Genomic DNA, 22,537 nt, shown 5'->3' on the forward strand with positions numbered 1-22,537 from the left:
GACCGCACCCGCACCTGTCCCGACGGGACCGGACCCGCACCTGTCCCGACGGGGCCGCCCGCACCCGTGCCGGTCGGCGTGCTGCCCGCACCCGCACCCACCGGATCTCCGGCGCCCGGGCCGGCGCGGCCCCCGGGCCCGCTCAGTCCGTCGCCGGGTCCGGTGCCGGCAGCACCCCGACGCCCTCGCGCCGTTCGAAGATCAGGTGCGTCTCCGTCTGCCGCACCACCCGGTGCACGGTGACGTGCAGGAGGACGAAGTCCCGCAGCGCCTCCGCGTCCGCCACCGCGACGTGCAGGTAGAAATCGTCCGCCCCGGCCACGTGGAACACCTGGATGACCCCGGGGGTCTTCACCAGGCTCGCGTACAGCCGGTTCACGTGCTCCGCGTTGTGCCGTTCCAGCCGCACCTTGATCAGTGCCTGCAGCGGGTGTCCGAGCGCCGCGAGGTCGAGCCGCAGCGTCGTCCCCTCCACGACCCCGCGCTCGCGCAGCGCCCGCACCCGGTAGGCGCAGGTCGACTCGGCGAGGCCCAGACGGCGGGCCAGGGCCTTGTTGGTCAGCTCGGGGTCCGCGGCCAGCAGGCCGACGATCCGGCGGTCCAGCTCGTCGAGAAGCGGCCGCTGCTCTCGTTTTTTCAACGAATTCCCCAGGACGACGGGCGGCCGATCTCACCGGTGACGTCCAATGTCGCCGGGCTCGTTGCCGATTCTGCAGCGATCATGCGTCCTTCCTGTTCCTGGTGCAACGCTCCCGCCATGGGCATCTCTCCTGAGCGCTTCGAGACGCTGGCCGTCCACGCCGGACGCGCGGACCTGACCGAGCTGGGCGTGCACGCGCCTCCGATCGACCTGTCCTCCACCAACCCGCTCCCGGACATCGAGCGGGGCGGCGACTCCTACGAGTCGATGGCCACCGGGGGCCGCCCGCTGCCCGACGGCGGCGCGGTCTACCAGCGCCTGTGGAACCCCACCGTCGCCCGCTTCGAAACCGCCCTCGCCGACCTCGAACAGGCCGAGGCGGCGGTCGCCTTCGCCTCCGGCATGGCCGCCACCACCGCCGCGATCCTCGCCATGACCGGTGAGAGCGGCAAGCGCCACATCGTGGCCGTCCGCCCGCTGTACGGCGGCACCGACCACCTGCTCGCCTCCGGCCTGCTCGGCGTGGAGGCCACCTTCTGCGGCCCCTCCGAGGTGGCCGGCGCCCTCGCCGCCCGCCCCGACACGGCCCTCGTCCTCCTCGAGACGCCCGCCAACCCCACCCTCGACCTGGTCGACATCGCGGGTGTCGTGCGGCAGGCCGGCGCGGTCCCGGTGATGGTCGACAACACCTTCGCCACGCCGGTGCTGCAGAACCCCGTCACGCTGGGCGCCTCGCTCGTCCTGCACAGCGCCACCAAGTACCTCGGCGGGCACGGCGACGTCATCGGCGGCGTCATCGCCTGCGACGAGACCACCGCCGAGGCGCTGCGCAGGGTCCGCGCGATCACCGGCGCCCTGCTGCACCCGCTGGCCGGCTACCTGCTCCACCGCGGCCTGGCCACCCTGCCCACCCGGGTCCGCGCCCAGCAGGAGACCGCCCGCGAGCTGGCCTCCTGGCTCGGCGGCCACCCGGCCGTGGAGCGCGTCTTCTTCCCCGACCTGGACTCCGCCGTGCTGGCGGACGGCCGCACCGGCTCGCTGCGCCACCAGATGCGCGGCCCCGGCGCGATGATCTCCGTCGCCCTGCGCGGCGGCTACGAGGCGGCCAAGCGGCTGACCTCCTCGCTCTCGCTGTTCACCCACGCCGTCTCGCTCGGCGGCGTCGACTCCCTGGTCCAGCACCCGGCCGCGCTCACCCACCGCCCGGTCGCGCCGGAGGCGCGCCCCTCGGCCAACGTGGTGCGCCTGTCCATCGGCCTGGAGCACGTCGACGACCTGATCGCCGACCTCGAGACGGCCCTCGCGCCGGCCGCGGACCCCACCGTCCCCTCGGTCACCCCCGCGGTCCTCCCGCTCTCCGCCCACGCCGCCCACGCCACCGAACCGGCGACGGCGCCGGTGAGCTGACACCCCCGGAACCACGGCGGCGGGGCATCTCGGGAGGGGAATGCCCCGCCGCCGTGCGTGCGGCCCCGGTGCCGGTCCGGCGGGCGCCCGCTGCCTGGACGGCGGCGCGCTGCCTCACCGGCGGCGATCCCGTCTGCTTCATCCAGCCACGTGCGCCGGTGACGGCCTGTCGGACCGGGCCGGGCCGCGCCGGGCCGCATCGGTCAGGGCCGCGCCGGGCCGCATCGGTCAGGGCCGCGCCGGGCCGCGTCGGGCTGGCCGGGCCACGTTGGGCCGCACCGGGCCGCATCGGACCGGGCCGCATCGGGCCGCGTCGGGCTGGCCGGGCCACGTCGGGCCGAGCCGGGCCGCATCGGACAGGGCCGCGCCGAGCCGCGTCGACCGTTGCCGCGGCCGTCGACGCGGCCCCGGCAACGGTCCCCGGCGGTTCCGGGGCGTCACGCGGCCCTCAGCCGTTCCCGCCCCCGGTGACCAGCAGCGCCACCAACGTGGCGACCAGCGCCAGGACACCGCCGAAGGCCAGCAGCAGCGAGGGCGCACGCAGGTCACCGGCGGGCTGCTCGGCGGACCGCGGAGGCGTCCCGGGCGGGCGCACGATCCCGTCCGGGGTCTCCCGCGCCGCCTCCCAGCCCTCGACGCAGGCCTCGACGCACTCCCCGCACGTCGCCTGCTCCGGGTCCTGCGCCCGCGGCGTCCCCACATCGATGGGCGCGTCGCACACGGCGACCACGTCTCCCTCGAGCGCGATGTGCACCACCGGTTCCCGCATACATCCGTCCCCTCCTCGCACGGCGCCCGACGGGCCGGCGTGCGCCCGCGCGGGAACCCCCACCCCCGAAACGATCGTCCGCGCGTCACTCTCACACGGCCCCCGGCCACCCGGCCAGACCGTGGCCGTCACCAACAGAGGTCTGGACCGGTGAGGGAGGGGCCGTCGGCGTGCGGCGTGAGCCGGCTGGAGTATTGTCCGCCTGTTCGAGGAGGGGTGTAATGAGCGGCTACGGGCAGTCGACCGACAGCAACTGGAAGCTGACCTACGACGAGGGCGGGGTCCTCGCGGGCCGGTGGTGGAAGTGGGCCATGTCCGCGCCCGACGACCGCAGCCCGGTCAGCGACACGACGGGTGAGCACGCCGACTGGAAGCAGCCGAAGGACCTCTGGTTTCTCGCGGGCACGTACGGCGGCCGTGTGGTGCGGCGCTGCACGGTGCCCGCGGCCCGGCCGCTGTTCTTCCCCGTCATCAACATGCAGTACGCCATGCGGTACGAGAAGAGCATCCAGCGGATGACGGTGGCCAGGGCCACCGCCGCGCTCAACGGCATCCCGATCGACCTGCGCGAGTTCGCCGGGCCGTTCCGCACGGGGCTGACCCGCCGGTACGCGTGGGGCGTCTGGGGCGCCATCGCCCCGCTGACCCCGGGCGAGTACGTCCTGGAGATCAAGGGCGCGTCCGCGGGCGGGTTCTGGGTCGACACGACCTACCACCTGGACGTCCGGGCCGCCTGAGCCCGCACCCGGCTCAGGCGGCGGACGTCACCGGGGGCCGCAGGCCGAGCCACTGCTCGGCGTCCCACGCCTCGAACCGCTCCACCTCGCCGAAGCCCAGCTTCTCCGCGAGGCGCATCGAGGCGACGTTGGCGGACCGGGTGGTGAGCACCACCGGCTCACCGGGGAGCTCTCCGTCCAGCCAGTCGAGCGCCGCCGCGCAGGCCTCGGTGGCGTACCCGCGCCCCCAGGCCCGCGGCAGGAAGAGATAGCCGAGATCGGCCTTCCCCGCCGCGGCCGGGCGCCGGTGCCCCGTCGCCCTCCTGAGCAGGACGCAGCCGATCATCTCCCCGTCGAGCTCGGCCACGAAGCTCCCGGCCCGCTGCTCCGGCACCTCGGGCAGCTCACGTTCGAGCTCGCCACGGTCGCGAGGGCCGCCCAGGTACGTGTGCACCTCCGGCGACGCCAGCAGTTCGACGAACACCGCGCGGTCCCGGCCCTCGGACGCCCGGAGCACCAGCCGTTCGGTCCGGATCGGTGCGGGCGGCCACGTGACGGATCCCAGTTCCGCGTCCATGCGAGCAGGCTAACAGGGGCTGCAAACAGTCCAGTTGACCTTCGCCGAGACGGGTGCCTCCCGCTTCACCGGGCACTCGGCCGACCGGGTGCCGTGACGACGACCTCGTGCGGACCGCGCCGTTGGGGGCTGCCAGGCGCGCACAGGCACGGCACCGTCGGTGCGCGGGGGGCGTGGAGGCGCCGCCGTGCGGGCTACAGGGTGGTGGCGGCGCGCACCAGCCCCGCGACCGCCGTCGAACGGCTGTGGGGGGGCCAGGCGATCACCGTGGTGACGCGGGGGGCGTCGAGGACGGGCACGGCGGCCAGGTCCTCGCGCAGGCCGGTGCGGCCCGACTCGGGGACGACGGCGCAGGCGCGGCCGAGGGCGATGAGCTGGGTGAGCTGCGTATGGTCGCGCACCTGCGGACCAGGGCCGTCCGGGAAGGACCCGTCGGGCCGCGGCCAACGCGGCAGGGGCAGATCGGGGAGGCCGGTGACCTCGTCGAGGCGCAGATGGGGGCGGACGGCCAGGGGGTGACCGGCCGGGAGGATCACGACCTGCCCCTCGGTGTGCAGGTCCTCGGTGTCGAAGCCGGCGGTGTCGTCGAACGGCCGGTGCAGCAGGGCGACATCGGCCCGGCCGTCGCGCAGCACCCCCGCCTGCTCGCCCGGCCCGCACAGCAGCACGTCCACGGCGACGGCGCCGGGTTCGGCGGCGTGGACGTCCAGGAGCTTCGCCAGGAGTTCGCCCGAGGCGCCCGCCTTCGCGGCCAGGACCACCGAGGGGTGCCCGGCCGCGGTGAGGGCGGCACGGCGGGTCCGCCGCTCGGCGGCCTCGACGGCGTCCAGCGCCGCCCGCGCCTCCCGCAGCAGCACCGCCCCGGCCCCGGTCAGGGAGACTCCCCGGCTCCCGCGCTCCAGGAGGGCGGCGCCCAGGCGCCGCTCCAGCGCACCGATCGCCCGCGACAGCGGAGGCTGGGCGATCCCGAGCCGCAACGCGGCCCGCCCGAAGTGCAACTCCTCGGCGACCGCGACGAAGTACCGCAGCTCACGTGTCTCCACCCCGCCAGCGTAACGGGACCGACCAGCGGCGATACCCCAGCGGTATCGCCGCCCACCCGATCGGTCTTGGACGCCCCGCCCGGCCCGGGAGCAGCATCGAGGCCATGAGTGAGGACAACGACGTGAACCGGAACAAGGTCGCCCTGGTGACCGGGGCCAACAAGGGCATCGGCTACGAGATCGCCGCCGGGCTCGGCGCGCTCGGCTGGACCGTCGGGGTCGGCGCGCGGAACGAGGAGCGGCGCGAGGCCGCCGTGGAGAAGCTGCGCGCCGACGGGATCGACGCGTTCGGCGTGCCGCTGGACGTGACCGACGACGCGAGCGCGGCGGGCGCGGCCCGGCTGATCGAGGAACGGACCGGGAGGCTCGACGCCCTGGTCAACAACGCGGGCATCACCGGCGGCGGCCCTCAGGAACCCACCGTCGTCGACCTGGACCGGGTGCGGGCGGTCGTGGAGACCAACGTGATCGGCGTCATCCGCGTCACCAACGCCCTGCTGCCGCTGCTGCGCCGCTCGCCCTCGCCGCGGATCGTCAACGTCTCCAGCGGCGTCGGCTCCCTCACGCTGCAGTCCACGCCCGGCGCCGACACGGGCCCGATCGCCGTCGCCTACGCACCGTCGAAGACGTTCCTCAACGCCGTCACGGTGCAGTACGCCAAGGAACTGGCCGACACGAACATCCTGGTCAACGCCGTCTGCCCCGGCTTCACCGCCACCGACCTCAACGGCTTCCGGGGCGTGCGCACCCCGCAGCAGGGCGCGGCCTCCGCGATCCGGCTGGCGACCGTACCGGACGACGGGCCGCGGGGCCGTTTCTTCAACGACGACGGCGAGCTCCCGTGGTGAGGTGAGAACGCGTCCCTCCGACCACCCCGGCGGTCAGTCGTCCAGCCGCACCGGCATCAGGATCGAGAAGGCGTCCTCGGTGTCGGTCCGGCGGACGGCCATGGGCGCCGTCGGGCCGCCGAACTCCAGGACCAGCCGATCGGGTTCACCGGCCGCGGCGAGCGCCTGCAGCAGGAACGCCCGGTTGACGCCGACGTGGTCCTCCCCGCCCTCGACAGCCGTCCCGTCCTCCCCGCCGTCCCCCTCCCCGCGGACGCGGACCGTGCCGTCGTCCGCGACCTCCAGCACGGTGACGTCGAAGGCGACCCCGTCCTGCTCGCGCACCTCGCCCACCCGCACGGGCCCGCTCTCCACCGCCTCCCGCAGCTCCGCGACATCGACGACGACGCGGCGGCCCTCCGGCAGACGGACGAGGCGGCGGTAGTCGGGGAACTCGTGGTCGAGGAGCGGCCCGGCGACCTGACGGCCCCCCGCCTCCAGGAGCACGCGGTCACCGTCCACCGTGAGATGGGCGGACGCGTCGTCGCCGAGCAGCGCCCGCATCGCGTCGACCAGCGGCGACGGCACGACGGCCTGCACGCGCGGTCCGCCGTGCCCCGCGGTACCGGCCTGCGCGAGGGCCATCCGGTACCGGTCGGTGGCCACGACGCGCAGCACGTCGCCCTCGAGGTCGAACAGGAGCCCGCCGAGCATGGGCAGCTCCGGGTCGGCGCCGGCGGCGAAGCGGACCGCGTCCACCGCGGCGGCCAGCTCGGGGGCGGGGACGGTCAGGCGGACGGCGTCGGCAATGGCCGTGGTCATGGGTTTCTCCCTGTCGTCGAGGAGTGCTCGGAGCGCGGAGAGCTCCCTGCGGGCGTCGGACAGCCCCCGCTCGAGGCGGCGCAGGTGCGCCTGCAGCAGCCTGCGCACCAGGCCGGTGTCCGCACCGGACCAGCCGGCCAGCACCAGCCGGATGTCCGCCAGCGGCATCCCCGCCCGGCGCAGCCGGGCCAGCAACCGGGACTCCTCCACCTGTTCCGGCGCGTACCAGCGGTAGCCGCTCACCGGATCCACCCAGGCCGGAACCAGCACCCCCGCACGGTCGTAGAACCGCAGGGCACTGACGCTCAGCCCGCTGTCCCGGGCCATCTCCCCGATGCTGCGCATGTCGCTCTCCACACCCATGACCCTGGCCCCTCGACCATGTCGAGGGTCAACCGCGGCCGGCCACACCCGCCGATCAGCACCGCCTCGCCGAGTACCCGGCCCGGGGACGGCGAACGGAGATCAGCTTCCCCGTCACGGCGCCGCGCGTCGAGCACCCGCGACGTCAGCGCAGCGCCGCACGCGTCGCCGCCATGGCCCAGACCCCGGCCACGGTGAACACCCCCGCCACACTCCACCCGAGCACGCCCATCGGGTTGAGCCCGAGGACGTTGTACGCCACCAGCACGTACGGGATCGACAGCACCATCCACCCGCCCAGCAACGGGAACAGCCGCAGCCCGAGCACCGCCACCCACGCCAGGCCCAGCAGCACCCAGCCGAGGATCAGCCACCCCGCGGACGCCAGCTCCGTGGTGGTGAAGAACCGCTCGACGTGACCGCCGGCCGTCATCCGCACCACGTCGCCCCGCCACAGCCGTAGTTCGGCCCGGTCCCCACGCTCCACGTCGTCGTAGAAGGCCTTCCCGACGCCCAGACTCTCGGTCCGCTCCCCGAAGCGGACGCGCGCGGTGTAGTTGGTGGTGCACGACTGGGAGCCGTTGGAGTCCGTGGTGCACGACACGCTCTTGCCCAGGCCCAGGACCTCGCCCGTGACCTCGGCGACGCAGTCCTCGGCCGTCCGCCACGACGTGCCGACGGGACACGTGGGGGCCCTCCACTGCCGGGCCACGGCGTACGCGGTGTCCCCGATGTGGTCGACGCACAGGAACAGCCCCGGCACCGCCACCGCGAGCATCAGCACCCGTACCACCGCGAGGAGCGCCCTCTCCTGCTCCCGGCTCAGATTCCGGAACCGGCGTCCGCCGCGTAAGTACACCCTGACGACACCCCCCCGACCGCCTCGTCCCGGCCCACCAGCGTCTGCCATTCCGCAGGCTGAGGCAATGGCCGTGACACCGGTTGACCGGTTCCCCCGCGCACGACGGCCAGCACCCGCCCCCCCGGGGCCTGCCGGCGCGGGGGCCGAGCGCGATGCTGAGGCTGCCCAGGTGCTGCTGCCCTGGTGCGAGGGCCAGGTCCGCCGGTGCGTCGGCCGTGACCGCCGCCCGTCCCCTCAGAACCGCGAACCGCGGGTGCGGTGACGCTCCCGTCGACTGCCGGCCGCGGCCGGCGGGCGCTCCGGCCCGGTAGCCACGGGGTTTCCCTCCCCGGGACGTGCGGCGGTGGGGCGACCACTCAGACCGACCTGAGTATCCGTGCTCAGGCCGCGCCGGCCCCGGGCGGCGAGGATGGGTACAGCGGAGCGGAGCAACGGCGCACCGCCTGCCGCACCAGTTCCATCTGCTGCGTTCTCAACGGGGGTTCCACCATGTCTCGTCGCACTGTCGTCCTGTCCGCACTCACCGCGGCACTGCTCGTCGGCGGCGCCGGCGCGTTCGCCGTCGCCCGCACCGCGGACGAGCCGCCCGTCCTCTCGGAGAGCGGGGTCCGCTACACCGCCCCCACGGCGAAGCGGGACGGCGGCCTCGTCTTCGTCACGGACGTCACCGCGTCCTCCGGTGTGAAGAGCCTCAAGGTGCTGGCCTGGCCGGAGGACGGCCCGTTCAGCAAGGACGAGCTGACCGCCGCGGACATGGCCGAGGTCGAGTCCGCCGACTGCGTCGACACCGAGGGCGGCACCGACAGCGACACCGTCGTCTGCACCTACGACGCCCCCATGACCGCCAAGGACCTCGCCGAGTCCCCCCGCGGCACCTGGCACGTCGCCACCCTCGCCACGGCCGAGGACGGCACCACCACCTTCGCCGACCGGACGGCCACCTTCACGGTGAAGTGACGCCCACGTGAGCGCCGGCCGGCGGCGAGGTGCGTGCCCGGGGCAGGACGATGCCCTGTTCCTGCGCCGCCGGCCCGGGGCGGAGGGTCCAGGGCACCTGCCCGGTGGTGGTCAGCCATCCGTGCGACGTCAGGCGGCCCACGACGAAGGCGCGGAGCTGGGGACGCTTGGGCACGTCCCAGCCCAGCCCCGTGAACATCTGCTTGAACGACGGCCCGTGTCCGTGCTCCGCCCGGAAGGCGACGGTGAACTCGGCGGCCTCCCGCCCCCGGTCCGGCCGGGCTTCCTTCCACTTGCCGTAGAGGGCCTCGATGCCGTGGCGGAACACCACCGGCTCGGCGGGGACCATGAACGCCTCCGCGACCCGCTCCCGGCGAAGAGCGCACCGGGCGCACCCCTCGACACTCTCCACGTGCCGCCGCAGCGCGGGAGTCCCCGCGTCCTTCCAGGCCTCCCACGCCTCCTCGGTGAAGAGGTAGCCCCGGGCCTTCGTGGGGTCCTTGCTCTCCTCCTCCTCGTACGGGCGCAGCCCGCACAGGTGCCGCACCCGCGGGTCCAACAGGTATTGCCCGTCCGGGAGTTCGGCGAGGAAGCCCCGGTCCAGCAGTTCGAGCAGGAAGGGCCGGCACGCCGCGGGGAGGTGCGGCGGGACCGCCACGGGGAGCTCGGGGTCGCCGTGGGCGGCGAGGAACAGGGCGGCCAGCCGTCCGGCGGGCGGGAGCTTCTTGACCGGCTTGGCGGACAGCGTCCGCGACGTCCACCCGGACACGCGCGACCGCTTGTCCTTCCCGAACGGCAGGGGGTGGTCCGGCGCCGTGCGACTCATTTCGGGGATCACGACGGTGCCGGCGGGGGCGGCCGGATCGTTGTCGAAGACGGCGTCGTCCAGCTCCCAGCCGAGGGCGCGCAGCGCGTCGACGGCGGCCGGGGCGTCACCGAGACGCAGCGTGGCCAGGTCCATGCCGGTGATGTGACCGGTACCGCCGCGCGCAGACCGGATGGCCGCCACGACGGCCAGGAGCTGCGCGTCGGGCCCGGGCAGCGGCAGCGCGCTCACGTAGCGCAGCAGCGTCCGCGCCGCCTCGCCCTGCCGGGCGGTCAGGAGAAAGGGCACGGGCTGGGGCACGGGCGGGGCCTTGTCGGCCGGGACGGTCGTCGTCTTGCTGGAACTGGCGGAGGGCTGTGACACAACACGTCCAACGCCGTTCGTCGCCCGGGGTTACCGTCCAGGCGCGCGGCACGCCGTCACCGACCTCAACCCCTTCGGGGTCGAGCGGTCAGTTCCACAGGTCTTCCCCCCGGGCACCTCACGTCCGTGCAGATGTCGTGGGTCGTCGCAGTGGTGATGGTGAGGGAACCAGGTGCCGAGGTCGGTGCAGTCGGTGCGCGGGTGGCGTCGATCCAGATGAAGGGCCGCCGGCAGCTCCAGGCCACGCCCCTGCGAGGCGGTCCCGGCCGAAGCGGCCGGGTCCGCCCGTGACAACATCGGCCGACTACAGGTGACACCCGGAAAGACCCCCATGCCCACAGTGTTCAAAGCGATCGGCGTCATCCTCCTCCTGCCGTTCGTCCTCGCCTTTCTCCTCGTGCGCGCCGCCTGGAGGAAGGACGCCAAGCTCGGCATCGTGACGCTCGTACTCGTCGTAGGCGTCTTCGGAGCGGCTGCCGCGAACAGTGACGACGGTGACCGCCAAGCCACCGCCGCTGTCGGCGAAGCAGCGAGCCCGCAGCCGGACCCGTATGCCCTCGTGACCGTCCCGGATTTCCACGGGAACGGCCTCGCAGAGGCGACCGCGGCGGCCGAGGAGCTGGGCTGGAAGTCGGTCGCGGTCGAGGACGCCACCTTGGACCACCGGTCGGTCAGCCCGGATGCCACCGGGTGGCGGGTCTGCTTCCAGCAGCCTTCCGCCGACAGGCGCGTGCTGCCGAAGTACCAAGAGGTCACCCTGTACGCGGTCCCGGAGGCTGAGGAGTGTCCGAAATACCGGGGCGGGTTCCGTCGCGTGACGATGCCGGACCTGATCGGTGAGCAGCTCGACGACGCCACCCGCCAGCTCTCCGCCCTCGGCCTGGACCGTGTGCGCCATTTCCACGCCCACACCGGCAAGGAGCTCCCCGACGCCGAGCAGGAGCAGGCGGACTGGCGGATCTGCCGCCAGGAGCCGACACCGTCCGTGACGGTCGAGACCTTCAACCAGGTCGAACTCTGGCTGATCAGCGACGGCAAGCCGTGCACCGCACCGAGTCCAGAACCGAAGCCCAAGCCGAAGCCGAAGCCCGAACCGAAGCCGGACTACGGCTCCACCTCCGGCGGCGCCAGCGGCGGCTCGTCGACCTCGGGCGGTTCGAGTGGCGGCTCCTCCAGCACGTCCGGCGGCAGCACGGGTGGCGGCAGCACGTCCGGTGGCGGCACATCCGGTGGGCGGACGGGCGTCGGCTTCGGCCAGTTCTGCTCACCCGTCGGCGCCACCGCGACAACCGCCGACGGCCGCCCGGCCAAGTGCTTCATGGGCCGCGACGGCCAGGCCCGGTGGGGTTACAACTCCGGCTGAGCGCCGCTGCGCAAAGTCCCGCCCGTAGCCGCTTAGTAGTCACGACATGATTGGTTGTGACTGCCGCCAGTGTTACTCCCGCATGCCATGCTGACCGCCATCACGCGCGACGTTTGCTTCTGTCGGTCTTGCAAGAGGTCACAGGGCCGGGTCCCGCCGCGTGAGCGGCGGGACCCGGGACTGCTTCGTTCGAGACCCTGTCGGGGTCGTCTGCTACACCTGTGCCAAATGGGGAGCAGTGTCAGAGGAGTCAAGGTGTCCCTTCACGCCGATGTGTCAGAACCCGTGGAGGGTATCTACGAGCGGCTCATCACGCTCCGGGTGAGTCAGCAGCTCGAGAAGCTGGCGGAGATGGGCTGGCGGCCCATTACGGCAGAAGTCGGCCATGAGTCCGTTCCCCACGTGCTCGCCCGGCACGTTGCGGAGAGCGTCCATCGGCTGCTCCAAGACCTCGCCCCGGACGATCGCGTCCACGCCGCCAACCACATCCTCGATGCGATCAGCACCCTCGACGGCGCTCGTGAGTGGGTCGATCAGGTTATCCCCGGGCCACGCCAACTCCTCGCCGTGGCCCGCCAGGAGGCGGCTGGCGTCTACGCCTTGCGCCCGGGCATCCCGCTCTCCGACGCGGCGCTACTCACTAACTCTCCCGGCGAGCCCAGCCTCGGCTTCGAATTGAGGGCCGAGCTGGCCACCGCTGACCGCGTCGACCTGCTCTGCGCCTTCGTGAAGTGGCACGGCCTCCGGATCATCGAGCAGTCTCTGAATGCCGCGCACGAGCGCGGGATCCCGATCCGCGTCATCACGACGACCTACATCGGCGCCACCGAACGACGTGCCCTCGACCGCCTGGTGCGCGAGTTCGGCGCAGAGGTCAGAGTCAACTACGAGACGCGCTCCACCCGGCTGCATGCCAAGGCCTGGCTCTTCCGTCGCCACAGTGGTTACGACACCGCGTACGTCGGCAGCTCGAACCTCTCCAAGGCCGCTCTCCTCGACGGCCTTGAGTGGAACGTCCGCCTCTCCAGCGTGGCCACCCCCGAGGCCCTCCGCAAGTTCGAGGCGACCTTCGACGCCTACTGGGACGACACGGCCTTCGAACCGTACGACCCCGACCATGACGGCGACCGCCTGCAGGAAGCACTCGCCATCGCTGGAGGGGCGTCCGCGTCCGACCAGGCCATGCGACGGATCACCCTCTCAGGCTTGGAGGTGCGCCCCTACCCGCACCAGCGGGACATGTTGGAGCGCCTGGAAGTCGAGCGTGAAGTCCACGACCGGCACCGCAACCTCCTGGTCGCCGCCACCGGCACGGGGAAGACCGTCATGGCCGCGCTCGACTACAGGCAACTCCGCAAGAGGATCGGCCGCGACCTGCGCCTTCTCTTCGTGGCGCACCGCAAGGAGATACTGCAGCAGTCGGTGCGCACCTACCAGGACGTCCTGGTCGACCCGAACTTCGGGGAGGAGCTGTACAGCGGTGAAATCCCGGAGCGCTGGACACACGTCTTCGGCAGCGTCCAGTCCCTCAACGCCCGGACCCTCGACCGCCTGGCTCCCGATCACTTCGATGTGATCGTGATCGACGAGTTCCACCACGGCACCTCACCGACCTACCGAAAGATCATCGACCACTTCCAGCCGATGGAACTGCTCGGCCTCACCGCGACGCCCGAGCGGATGGACGGTAGGAACGTCCAGGACGAGTTCTTCGACGGCCGGATCGCCGCCGAGATGCGACTCTGGGAGGCGCTGGAGAACAACCTCCTCAGCCCGTTCCACTACTTCGGCATCAGTGACAACACCGACCTCAGCGCCATCGAGTGGAAGCGCGGCGCCTACGACACCGACGCCTTGAGCAACGTGTTCACCGGCAATGACGCGCGGGCGCGCCTCATCGTCCGGGCGGTGCAGGAAAAGATCGCGGATCCGCTGACCATGCGGGCACTCGGCTTTTGTGTCTCCGTGGCGCACGCGCACTTCATGGCCGGTTTCTTCCGTGAAGCGGGCTTCAACGCAGTGGCTCTCTCCGGACAGACCCCGCCGGATGAACGTAGGAAGGCCCTAGTCGATCTCCGCGCCGGCAGTCTTCAGGTGATCTTCTCCGTGGACCTCTTCAACGAGGGCCTCGACATCCCCGACGTCGACACGCTGCTCCTCCTGCGTCCCACCTCCAGCGCAACCGTCTTCCTCCAGCAGTTCGGCCGCGGCCTGCGCCGCTCGGAGGGCAAAGCGGTCTTGACCGTCCTGGACTTCATCGGACAGCACCGCAAGGAGTTCCGCTTCGAGAACCAGTTCCGCGCGCTGACGAACCTGACCCGCAAGCGCCTCTTGGAACACATAGAGGAGGGCTTTCCGCAGCTCCCCTCCGGCTGCGAGATCATCCTGGAGGAGAAGGCCAAGAAGCGGATCATCGCGAACATAAGGGACCAGATCGGCGTCAACGTCACGGTCCTGGCTCGTGAAGTCGCGCAGTACAAGGAGACCTCGCTCGGTGGTTACTTGGAGGAGAGCGGCCGAGAGCTCAAGGAGATCTACCGCGGCAACGGGAACTCCTGGACCGGGCTCCTTCGCCGCGCACATCTCCTCTCCGGGGAGGCGCCGGAGAACGAGGCCCTGCTTCTCCGCCGCATCCCGTCCTTCCTGCACGTTGACGACCCGCTGCGGGTGCGTGAGTACACCCGCATGCTCGAGGACGACGCCCCGTCGTACGACGATCTCGACGAGCAGGGCAAGGCGTACGCCCGGATGCTCTTCTTTCAGCTCTGGCCCAGTGGCGGCTTCACACGCAAGGGCTTCGGCAGCTACGACGAGGGATTCGCCGTCCTGCGCGAGCACCGAGCCGTCCGGAACGAGTTGATGCAGGTCTTGGCACACAACCTGGAGCACACAGAGCATGTGCCGATCCCGCTGCTGGGCATCGGCGGTAATACTCCCATCCCGCTCACCGTGCACGCGTCGTACAGCCGGGAGGAGATCCTGCCCGCACTCGGCCAGTCGGAGGTCGGAGGCTTCGTGCCGAGCGATTTCCGTGAGGGCGTGAAGTGGTGCGAATCGGTGAAGACGGATGCCCTACTCATCACGCTGGAGAAGGACGAGAAGGATTTCTCTCCGCAGACGCGGTACCGCGACTACGCGATCAACGAGAAGCGGTTCCACTGGGAATCCCAAAATCAGACGTCGGAGACCTCGAACACGGGCATTCGCTATCAGAAGCACGTGGAGATGGGAACGAACGTCCTGCTCTTCGTCCGCCGCTACAAGAGCACCGACATCGGCGGGGCCCAGCCATGGATGCTCCTCGGGCCGGCTGAGTACGTGACGCACGTCGGAAGCAAGCCGATGGCGGTCACCTGGGACCTTCAGCATGAGATCCCGGCGGACGTCTGGAGCTATTCCACGATCAAGGCCGGATAACCTGTCGGACGCCCTCCTCCGCAAGCGTGTGCGTGACCCTGCTCCTGGGGGGTGTGAAGAGGGCTCGCTCGGCCAAGTGGCAACGCAACAGCGCCTTGGCCCGAACGACTTTCAGGCTCACGACATGGCCGCCATCGGCGTGTAGTCCCGTGGGCAACTCACACGGGACACCTCTCCGTGGTCCTGGGTGCGGGGTGACGCCGGCGCTCTCAAAAGATGTCCGTTGAAGGCATTCGCCGACTCCGTGCGGGAGATCAGGTCCCTGCCGGGAAATGCACCCGGTCGATAATCGGAATATTCCGGGAAATTCGCCCATATGGCAAAGGGTTGGCAGTATGGCCTCACAAGCCGCGCAGGAGCGCGGACACGGGTGACCCCGGCAGTGCTACCAACACCCCGGGGTCCGGCATCAGGAGCAGTCACTCCCCATGCAGATTCATCGTATCCCGGTGCATGACCGGGACTTCGTGATCATCGCCAACAAGGCAATCCAGGACCGGCGGCTGTCCCACACCGCGCGGGGGATTCTCGCGCTGGTCCTGTCCCTCCCGAACGGCATCGGGGAGAACGTCAGGACCCTGAGCGACGACTATCCGCAGGGCAGGGGTGCAGTCGCCAAGGCCGTCGCGGAGCTGCGGAAGCTCGGGTACTGGGTGACGAGCACGCGCCGTGACCCGGAGACCGGGCTGATCCGCTCCAGCGTGGACGTGTACGAGTTGCCCGGCCTCGTCGGGGCCGCGGCGCTTCCCGTTCGGACCCCGGCCCCCGCCGCGTCGCCGTTTCCCTCCCGTCCGGGAACCGGTGACGTGGCCACCGGGGACGCGGGAACGTCCCCTTGCGGGGAAAAGGAACAGGAAAAGGACGGGGGAAAGCCCTCCCTGATCCCCTGGCGGCGACGGAGCCGCAAGCCGGACTGGGAAACCGGGCGGGCTTCGGCGGCAGCGGACGCCGGGGTGAAGGCCGCGGCGGCCACAGAGGAGGAAGGGGCGGGCGAGCAAGTCGCGAGCGGGGTGGCGGCGGCGGCCGGGGCGGCCCAGGCGACGCGGGAGGCGGAGGCCGCGCGGATCCTGCGGCGGCTGGAAGCCGTGGATCCGCGGTTGCGGCTCGGTGAGCGGCAGGTCCACGAGCTCGTTCCCGCCGTGTGCCGGTGGCTGGGGCGTGGAGCCACCGTCGCGGAGATCACCGAAGCGCTGACGCAGGGCCTGCCGTCGAAGCTCTACAGCGCGAGGCGCATCCTCGCCGACCGCCTGGAGCGCAAGCTCCCCGCGCCCAGGAGGCGGTGGAAGAGCTATGCCGAGTGCGGCAGCCCCGGGTGCGGCAGCCTTCTGCCCGAGGGGCAGGAGGCGGGTATCTGCGCGGGGTGCGCGGTCGGAAGCGTCGAGTACTTCGCGATCGACTGCGCCACCGGCGTCGTGACGGATCACGCGGCGGATGTCGTGCTGGCGGACGGGGTGCCGGGGAAAGCGCCTGGTGACGCCACGCTCGGTGGCGCCACTCGGGACTCGTGGCCGGCGATTCCCCACGCGGCGGGGCGGGTCGCCGAGCTGCGGGCTCTGCTCCGAGGGGCCGCGGTCCGGTCAGGGACGTGACTCGTCGCCCGGTGCCGGCGGAGCCCCGGGCGTGAAGCGGCGCCCCTGCGGGCGCAGGGGTGGCGTTTGGCTGATGAGGGGTGGCGTACGCGGGCGGAACGTTCCGCAATTTGATGATCACATTGCGTGTTCGATCAGTGGGCCTCCATGCTGTCATTCCACCCCCCGGCGAATCCGTGTTCGGTTCGCCGGGATGGATTCCCTTGCCCGCCCGAACTCGGAAGTAAGCGATGTCTGTACGGCAACTCCCCCTGGCCGCGGCGCTGTTGGTGACGTTGGCTTGGAGCACGGTGATGGTCCTTCTGGATCAGGCCGCCCTGGCGGCCGCAGTCGTCCCCGCTCTGCTGCAGTTGGCGGGGACGTGGCTTGTCGTACGGGACGGAGCCCGGCGCTCGCGCGAGCCCCGGGCCGAGGCCGGCGGGCCGGAGTGGCAGAAGGAGCACAGCAGTTGAGCAAGTCATCTCCTCCGGAGCCGGACGAGCCGCCCCAGCCGCGGCGCAGGCCCGGTCCGGAGCTGGGTCAGATCGTCCCCCGGGTGGTCGGCGCCCACCGGTCCTTGCTGCTGGTCATGCGCGAGCGCCACCGGCTCGACGGGCGCAGTCTCGGCGACCTCAAGGCGCTCACCGGTCAGCAGACGTCGAAGATCTCCGAGCTGCTCAGGGGAGTAGGGCCCTATCCCCGCTGGGACAACACGGAACCGCTGGTGGAGGCCATGCGACTCCCCCGCACTCCCCTCCTTCGCCTCTGGCGCCAGGGTGCTCTGGAGGCGGAGCGGAAGGCGGCGTGGATCAAGGGCAACAAGGGCGCCGAGGACGACGGGGAGACCGATCTGCCGGTGAGCCTGCAGGGCATGCGACGCCTGCACGGCGCGGCGTACCTCGCGTACGCCGAGATCTTCCTGCACCCCGAGGCCGCCGCGGAAGTCATGGAGCGGACCTTCCACGTCCTGTGGGCGCGGGAGCACGTGATGCTCTCCAGCGACAGCGCGCCGCGCTTCGCCTGGGCGGTGTTCAGGGAGCAGGTCATGGAACGCGCGGACGAGCGAGTGGCCCTTCCCGAGGCCGCGCTGCGGACGGCGTCCCTCCACGAGCCCGGTACGTCACCCGGCGACGAGTGGCTGCTGATGGCCCACCAGGTGAACCTCTTCACGGCGCTGCGGGGGCTCGCCGCCCGCCACGCGGACGTGCTGCTCCTGCGGCACGTGCTCGGGCTGAGCACGGAGAGGACCGCTCTCGTGCTCGGCACGCACCCGGGGATGGTCAGAGTCTGGCAGCGTCAGGCGGAGTCCCGTCTCGAGGCCGACCCCGGTTTGAGAAGCCTGATCGAAGGGATGACGCGATGAGCCGTGCCCACCAGTTGTTCGCCGGAGCCCGGATGGTGGCTTGGGAGCGGGTGCCACGGGATGTCGTGCCGTACAGCGAGGGGTGGCGCAGCCCCCGGACGCCCCTGGACCGCGAGGAACGGGAGAGGGAGCGGCAGGCCGGCCGACGGCTCGCCGCCCTCTGTGAGGTGGTGTTGGACCACCACGCGGAAACCGGACTGCGCTCCTTCGTCACGGACCGGCTCCCGGATCCCCTCGGTGGCCTGCTCGTCGGTTGCGCGCTGCAGTTGGCGGACGACGAGGATGGCGCCCGCGCCTGGTGGCGGTACGCGGCGGCCGCGGAGGACGAACTGTCCCCGTACTGCCTCCACTTGCAGCATCAGAAGTACGGGGAACGGGAAGCGGCGGCGTGGTGGCTGGCGCGGAGCGAGGTGGACCGGTGGACCATGCGCGGGAAACTCGCGCAGGGGTCGCGTCACAGCTTCGGCAACGTCACCTTTCCCGGCCATCTGCTGCTTCTCGCCGCGGGGGTCCGGACGGAGGGGCGGCCGGCGCGCGCCGCGCTGGTGGAGGCGCTGTGCGAGTACATCCCGGCTGCCGTGGTCGACGGCCACGCGGAGCACCTGGAGCTTGATCTCCCGTTGCCGGAACCGGGGTTCGCCGACCGGATACGGGGTCTGCTGGCCACTGCTGCCGCTCGGGGACGCACATGCCCGCCCTCGGGGGAGGGGAGTCGCGGGCGACTGCCCAGGCGTCCCCGCAGGAGTCCCGCCGAGGCGTGAGGGAAGCGTGCCGGGCGCCGAGGTTGTCACCGGCGGTGAGTCAGGTGAACTCGTGGCTGCCCGGTCTGTCGGCGCTGTCTCTCACCTCGAACCGCTTACCGCCGACCGTCAGCGTCCACGTGTGCGGCTGACCACGCGGCTCGTGAGAATCCTCCTGTCGTGGGAGCGGCGCCACCGGGGTGCACGGTCAGTTCCGCGCAGCCGTTGACCGCCGTCGGCGTCTTCCGACCCCGGGGTGGGACCGGCCGTACGCCTGGGTGGGCGTTGGTCATCGTGCAAGACCGGAGTGACTCAGCCGGCTGACGGCGCCGGGGAGGCCTCGCCCCGCGTGAAGGCGTGACTTCGCTCCACCTTCGCGACGTGCAGCGTGTAGCTCTCGTACCACTCGGCGCGACCACGCTGCTGTGCCGCATGGTGCTCGGCGTCGGAGCGCCACCGGGTGAGGGCGTCGGCGTCGCGGAAGTACCCGACGGTGATGCTCAGCCCGCCGGGGGTCTTCGCGTGGTCCATGCCCAGGAAGCCGGGGACATCCTTGACCAGCTCCTCCATGCGCGCGCTGGTCTCGGCGTACCCGGTTTCGTTCTCGGTGCGCACCGAGGTGAAGACGGCTACGTAGTAGGGGGGTTCGTATGCCTCGACGGGGGTGACGGGGGCGTCCTGGTGATCGCTCATGCCGTCACGCTAGGACCGGACGCCCCCGTCATCCAGCGTCTTTCCGCAACGGGAGGGGGAAGGGATCCGAGTCTTTACCAAGGCCAGGGCCCTACCGGTGGATGACGGACCGGACACTGCCCGCCGGGCTGCCGGACCACGAGGGGGAGCGCCGAGAGGTGGGCCGGACCGCACGGGGTGTCGTGGAGGAGTTCTTCGGGCTCTCGCTGCCCGCGGAGAGAATCGTGAGCGGTGAGCTGCTGGCGTCCCGCCGGAGCCGGCGGCGTGAAAGGCTTCGTGCACCCTGCGCACGCTGTCGGCGGAGACTGTTAGCTTCCCTCCCCGTGACGGAGCAGACAGAGCATCAGGACGAGACGAAGGCGGCCTACGACGAGGTCGTCGAGTTGTATGCGTCGTTGTTCGCGGACCGGATGGAGACGCAGCCGTTCGCGCGGAACATGATCGCGACCTTCGCCGAGCTGGTGCGCGGCACCGGTAACCTCCGCACGGCCGACGTGGGCTGCGGTCCCGGGCACCTGACGGCCATGCTGCACGAGCTGGGTCTGGACGCCTTCGGGATCGACCTCTCCCCGGGCATGGTCGACCACGCGCGGCGGGCTCATCCGGAGCTCCGGTTCGAGGAGGCGCGGATGGAGGTCCTGCCGGTCGAGGACGGTGCGCTCGGGGGCGTGCTGGCCCACTACTCGATGATCCACACGCCGCCCGAGGAATTGCCCGCAGTGCTCGCCGAGCAGGTACGGGTGCTGGCCCCTGGGGGCTTGCTGCTCGTCTCATTCTTCGGGACGGGGAGCGTCGCCGGGAGCGGGAGCGGGAGCGGGGTCGGGGGCGGCAGCGGGAGCGGCAGCCGGAAGGGGGGCGGGGGCGTGCCCGGGACGGACAGGGCGCAGCCGGTGCGCTTCGACCACAAGGTGACGCCCGCCTGGGCCTGGCCGGCGGACCGGTTCGCCGAGCTGCTGACCGGCGCGGGGCTGGTCGACTACGCCCGGCTGGTCCACGACCCGGCCTCCGAGCGCGGCTTCCTCGACTGCCACCTGCTGGCCCGCCGCCCCTGAGGCCCCTGTCGGCCGCCGCCCCGAAGTGTGCCGGGCCGGGTGACGGCCGTGCGTTTCGTCGACGTCCCGGTGGATGCCGGCCCCGGTCGCCGTTGGTCCACGCAAGCGGGCGGGCGCGCCGCCGGAGGCGCCGCCACCCGTAGCGCGCACCGCCAGGCGGTGCTTTCCCTTCCCTGAGTCATGGTCAGGTCAGGACGGCCGAGGGTAGCGTCGGCACGTCGATTCCCAGGAAGCTCCCTCCCGTCGGGAGGACTTCCCGCCCGTCCCCAGGAGCCCACGATGAAGAGCGAGCTTCAGCTGATCCGCGACGCCGACGACCTGGCCGTCATCGGCGATCCGACGGCTGTCGAGCGCTTCCTCGTCTCCGAGAGCCTGCCGTCCAGGGATCTGGGACTGCAGCGGCTGGGGCCGGCCCTGCTCGCCGCCTCCGAGGCCGCGCAAATGGCCTCCGAGATCGCCGCCAACTCGGGCCGCTGGGTGAAGTTGACCAAGCAGTCGGCGGAGGCGATCCAGAAGTACGGGCTGCGGACCAGCTCGAAGTCGGGGCTCGCGACAGGTGTCCTGAAGGGGGACAAGGGCCAGATCAGAGGCTTCGTCGAGTTCGTCCAAGGCCCTGGAGCGCTGCTGACCAACCCGGCCCTGTTGTCCGGCGCCGCGGGGATCATGGCGCAGGTCGCGCGGCAGCAGGCCATGGACGAGATCACCGACTACCTCGCGGCCATCGATGAGAAGGTCGACGACGTGCTGCGGGCGCAGAAGGACGCCGCGCTGGCGGGCATGATCGGCGCGGACTTCGTCATCGAGGAGGCCATGACCGTCCGCGAGGCCGTGGGCCGGGTCTCCGAGGTCACCTGGTCCAAGGTGCAGGCGACGTCGACGACCGTCGCGACGACGCAGGCGTACGCGCTGCGGCAGCTCGACGGGCTGGCGCAGAAGGTGGAGCACAAGGCGAAGATCGGCGAGCTCGCGAAGGCGACCAGGGAGATCGAGCCCAAGGTGCGGGAGTGGCTGGCCGTCCTGGCTCGCTGCTGCCAGCTCCACGACGCGATCTCCGTGCTGGAGCTCGATCGCGTGCTCGACGCGTCGCCCGAGGAGCTCGACCGGCACCGGCTCGGCCTGCGGGCCGCCCGGCAGAAGCGGCTGGACCACATCGCCCGCTGCACCGAGCACCTGCTGGGCCGCATGAACGCGGCCGCCGGCACGGCCAACGCCAAGGTCCTGCTGCACCCGACCACGTCCCGGGCCGTCGTGCATTCCAGCAACCACGTCGCGACCTCCGTCGTGGACTTCCAGGGCCGGCTCGGGATCGAGGGCGGTCAGGAATCGCTCAAGGCCCGACGGTGGGTGGAGGCGGCCGCCGAGGTGCGCGACAAGGCCCTCGCCGTGGGCGCGGAGGGCGTCGATGTCGCCCTGCGCGTCGGCAACGAGACGTTCGGCAGGGCCCGGACGGTCACGGGCAAGCTCTCCAGCGGCATCGCCGAACGGGCACAGCGGCTGCGCGGCGAGGACGAGTCGCGGGACGGCGCGGGGGCGAACGGGGAGCCGCGGAGCGATGCGGCGCGGGCAGAGGAGCCGCAGGCCGAGGGGGCGCGGGCTGAGGAGCCGCAGGCCGCGGAGGCGCACGACCTGGCCGTGCGGGGCGGGGAGGCGCTGGGCGACGAGGCGGGGGCCGAGGAGTGCGGCGGGCGGACCGGGCTGTCCGCTCGGGTGCGCGAGGCGGCCCGGCTCCGGCAGGAGCACGACGACGCCGACTTCCCCGCCGACCTGCGGGGGGTGGCGCTGGGGGGCATCGACATGGTGCTGCTCGACGCGGAGACCGCGCTCTGCGTCCATGCCTGGATCGACAACGAAGGCGCTCTCGGCCTGAAGCTGGAACGCATCCTGCGGGCCTGCGCCGAAGACCTGGACGTCGTGATCCCGAAGATCACCGATTCGTCGGGCCGCGCGTACTACGAGCGCCTGCGCACGCTCGCTCTGCTCGCGTCGGGTGACACCGAGGACACCGAGGACGCCCAGGACGCCGAGGACGCCCAGGACACCCAGTAGGCCCGCCGAGGACCGGCCGGCCGTCCCGTGTGGCTGGGTAGGCTGCCGCCGTGTCGGTGGGGGAGTTGTCCCCCGCCGGTCCCAAGGTGTGGGCCGGCTGCCAGGGGCCGGGGCAGTGACGAG

General features: G+C 71.9%; 20 protein-coding genes. 12 read left to right on the forward strand and 8 right to left on the reverse strand.

Features of this window, described 5'->3' with window-relative positions:
* Positions 1 to 142: 142 nt before the first annotated feature.
* Entirely contained in the window at positions 143 to 640 is a 498-nt protein-coding gene (locus tag Sfr03f_RS19030) for an Lrp/AsnC family transcriptional regulator (RefSeq protein WP_108955171.1), read from the reverse strand.
* A 117-nt stretch (positions 641 to 757) separates the two neighbouring features.
* Here Sfr03f_RS19030 and Sfr03f_RS19035 point away from each other — a divergent pair, with 117 nt between their 5' ends.
* The gene (locus Sfr03f_RS19035; protein ID WP_108955172.1) at positions 758 to 2,047 is read left to right on the forward strand and encodes a trans-sulfuration enzyme family protein; all 1,290 of its coding nucleotides are present in this window, start codon (positions 758 to 760) and stop codon (positions 2,045 to 2,047) included.
* Between the two features lie 448 nt (positions 2,048 to 2,495).
* On the opposite strand, the gene Sfr03f_RS19040 is transcribed toward Sfr03f_RS19035, so the two are convergent.
* Positions 2,496 to 2,816 carry a hypothetical protein gene (locus Sfr03f_RS19040; RefSeq protein WP_108955173.1) on the reverse strand — a complete coding sequence of 107 codons (321 nt, stop codon included), beginning with the start codon at positions 2,814 to 2,816 and terminating at the stop codon, positions 2,496 to 2,498.
* 221 nt (positions 2,817 to 3,037) lie between these two features.
* On the opposite strand from Sfr03f_RS19040, the gene Sfr03f_RS19045 reads away from it, so the two are divergent.
* Positions 3,038 to 3,553, forward strand: coding sequence for a hypothetical protein (locus Sfr03f_RS19045; protein WP_108955174.1), 516 nt, complete (start codon positions 3,038 to 3,040; stop codon positions 3,551 to 3,553).
* Between the two features lie 13 nt (positions 3,554 to 3,566).
* On the opposite strand, the gene Sfr03f_RS19050 is transcribed toward Sfr03f_RS19045, so the two are convergent.
* The gene (locus Sfr03f_RS19050; RefSeq protein ID WP_108955175.1) at positions 3,567 to 4,109 is read right to left on the reverse strand and encodes a GNAT family N-acetyltransferase; all 543 of its coding nucleotides are present in this window, start codon (positions 4,107 to 4,109) and stop codon (positions 3,567 to 3,569) included.
* Between the two features lie 194 nt (positions 4,110 to 4,303).
* The gene (locus tag Sfr03f_RS19055; RefSeq protein WP_108955176.1) at positions 4,304 to 5,152 is read right to left on the reverse strand and encodes a LysR family transcriptional regulator; all 849 of its coding nucleotides are present in this window, start codon (positions 5,150 to 5,152) and stop codon (positions 4,304 to 4,306) included.
* Between the two features lie 104 nt (positions 5,153 to 5,256).
* On the opposite strand from Sfr03f_RS19055, the gene Sfr03f_RS19060 reads away from it, so the two are divergent.
* Complete coding sequence (locus tag Sfr03f_RS19060) at positions 5,257 to 6,000, forward strand: SDR family oxidoreductase (protein ID WP_108955177.1); 744 nt, start codon at positions 5,257 to 5,259, stop codon at positions 5,998 to 6,000.
* Between the two features lie 33 nt (positions 6,001 to 6,033).
* Here the strand turns inward: Sfr03f_RS19060 and Sfr03f_RS19065 are convergent, their stop codons facing one another.
* Entirely contained in the window at positions 6,034 to 7,146 is a 1,113-nt protein-coding gene (locus Sfr03f_RS19065; RefSeq protein ID WP_108955474.1) for a DNA polymerase III subunit beta family protein, read from the reverse strand.
* 163 nt (positions 7,147 to 7,309) lie between these two features.
* A complete protein-coding gene (locus Sfr03f_RS19070) occupies positions 7,310 to 8,023 on the reverse strand; it encodes a hypothetical protein (protein ID WP_159105678.1) in 714 nt (237 codons plus the stop codon).
* 492 nt (positions 8,024 to 8,515) lie between these two features.
* Between Sfr03f_RS19070 and Sfr03f_RS19075 the strand changes: the two genes are divergently transcribed.
* Entirely contained in the window at positions 8,516 to 8,983 is a 468-nt protein-coding gene (locus tag Sfr03f_RS19075; RefSeq protein ID WP_108955179.1) for a DUF5707 domain-containing protein, read from the forward strand.
* Here the strand turns inward: Sfr03f_RS19075 and Sfr03f_RS19080 are convergent.
* Positions 8,970 to 10,172, reverse strand: a complete 1,203-nt coding sequence (locus Sfr03f_RS19080; protein ID WP_245967647.1) for a hypothetical protein — start codon at positions 10,170 to 10,172, stop codon at positions 8,970 to 8,972. The genes Sfr03f_RS19075 and Sfr03f_RS19080 overlap by 14 nt on opposite strands.
* Before the next feature lie 310 nt (positions 10,173 to 10,482).
* Between Sfr03f_RS19080 and Sfr03f_RS19085 the strand changes: the two genes are divergently transcribed.
* The 6 genes from Sfr03f_RS19085 to Sfr03f_RS19110 all read left to right on the forward strand — a co-directional run bounded on the left by Sfr03f_RS19085 (position 10,483) and on the right by Sfr03f_RS19110 (position 18,644).
* On the forward strand, positions 10,483 to 11,535 hold the full coding sequence (locus Sfr03f_RS19085) for a PASTA domain-containing protein (RefSeq protein ID WP_159105679.1): 1,053 nt from the start codon (positions 10,483 to 10,485) through the stop codon (positions 11,533 to 11,535).
* 228 nt (positions 11,536 to 11,763) lie between these two features.
* Positions 11,764 to 14,952 (forward strand): DEAD/DEAH box helicase, encoded by a 3,189-nt coding sequence (locus tag Sfr03f_RS19090; RefSeq protein WP_108955181.1) that lies wholly within the window; start codon positions 11,764 to 11,766, stop codon positions 14,950 to 14,952.
* A 428-nt stretch (positions 14,953 to 15,380) separates the two neighbouring features.
* A complete protein-coding gene (locus Sfr03f_RS19095; protein ID WP_108955182.1) occupies positions 15,381 to 16,541 on the forward strand; it encodes a helix-turn-helix domain-containing protein in 1,161 nt (386 codons plus the stop codon).
* 293 nt (positions 16,542 to 16,834) lie between these two features.
* Complete coding sequence (locus Sfr03f_RS19100) at positions 16,835 to 16,993, forward strand: hypothetical protein (protein ID WP_159105680.1); 159 nt, start codon at positions 16,835 to 16,837, stop codon at positions 16,991 to 16,993.
* A complete protein-coding gene (locus Sfr03f_RS19105; RefSeq protein ID WP_159105681.1) occupies positions 16,990 to 17,883 on the forward strand; it encodes a sigma factor-like helix-turn-helix DNA-binding protein in 894 nt (297 codons plus the stop codon). Before Sfr03f_RS19100 ends, Sfr03f_RS19105 begins: the two co-directional genes overlap by 4 nt.
* A complete protein-coding gene (locus tag Sfr03f_RS19110) occupies positions 17,880 to 18,644 on the forward strand; it encodes a hypothetical protein (RefSeq protein ID WP_108955185.1) in 765 nt (254 codons plus the stop codon). The genes Sfr03f_RS19105 and Sfr03f_RS19110 overlap by 4 nt, the downstream gene beginning before the upstream one ends.
* A 291-nt stretch (positions 18,645 to 18,935) precedes the next feature.
* Here the strand turns inward: Sfr03f_RS19110 and Sfr03f_RS19115 are convergent, their stop codons facing one another.
* Positions 18,936 to 19,316, reverse strand: coding sequence for an antibiotic biosynthesis monooxygenase family protein (locus tag Sfr03f_RS19115; protein WP_108955186.1), 381 nt, complete (start codon positions 19,314 to 19,316; stop codon positions 18,936 to 18,938).
* A gap of 323 nt (positions 19,317 to 19,639) precedes the next feature.
* Between Sfr03f_RS19115 and Sfr03f_RS19120 the strand changes: the two genes are divergently transcribed.
* The gene (locus tag Sfr03f_RS19120) at positions 19,640 to 20,368 is read left to right on the forward strand and encodes a class I SAM-dependent methyltransferase (protein ID WP_108955187.1); all 729 of its coding nucleotides are present in this window, start codon (positions 19,640 to 19,642) and stop codon (positions 20,366 to 20,368) included.
* Positions 20,369 to 20,647: 279 nt separating this feature from the next.
* Positions 20,648 to 22,414 (forward strand): hypothetical protein, encoded by a 1,767-nt coding sequence (locus Sfr03f_RS19125; RefSeq protein WP_308216737.1) that lies wholly within the window; start codon positions 20,648 to 20,650, stop codon positions 22,412 to 22,414.
* Positions 22,415 to 22,537 lie beyond the last annotated feature (123 nt).

Source organism: Streptomyces fragilis (assembly GCF_003112515.1).
Lineage (GTDB): Bacteria > Actinomycetota > Actinomycetes > Streptomycetales > Streptomycetaceae > Streptomyces > Streptomyces fragilis.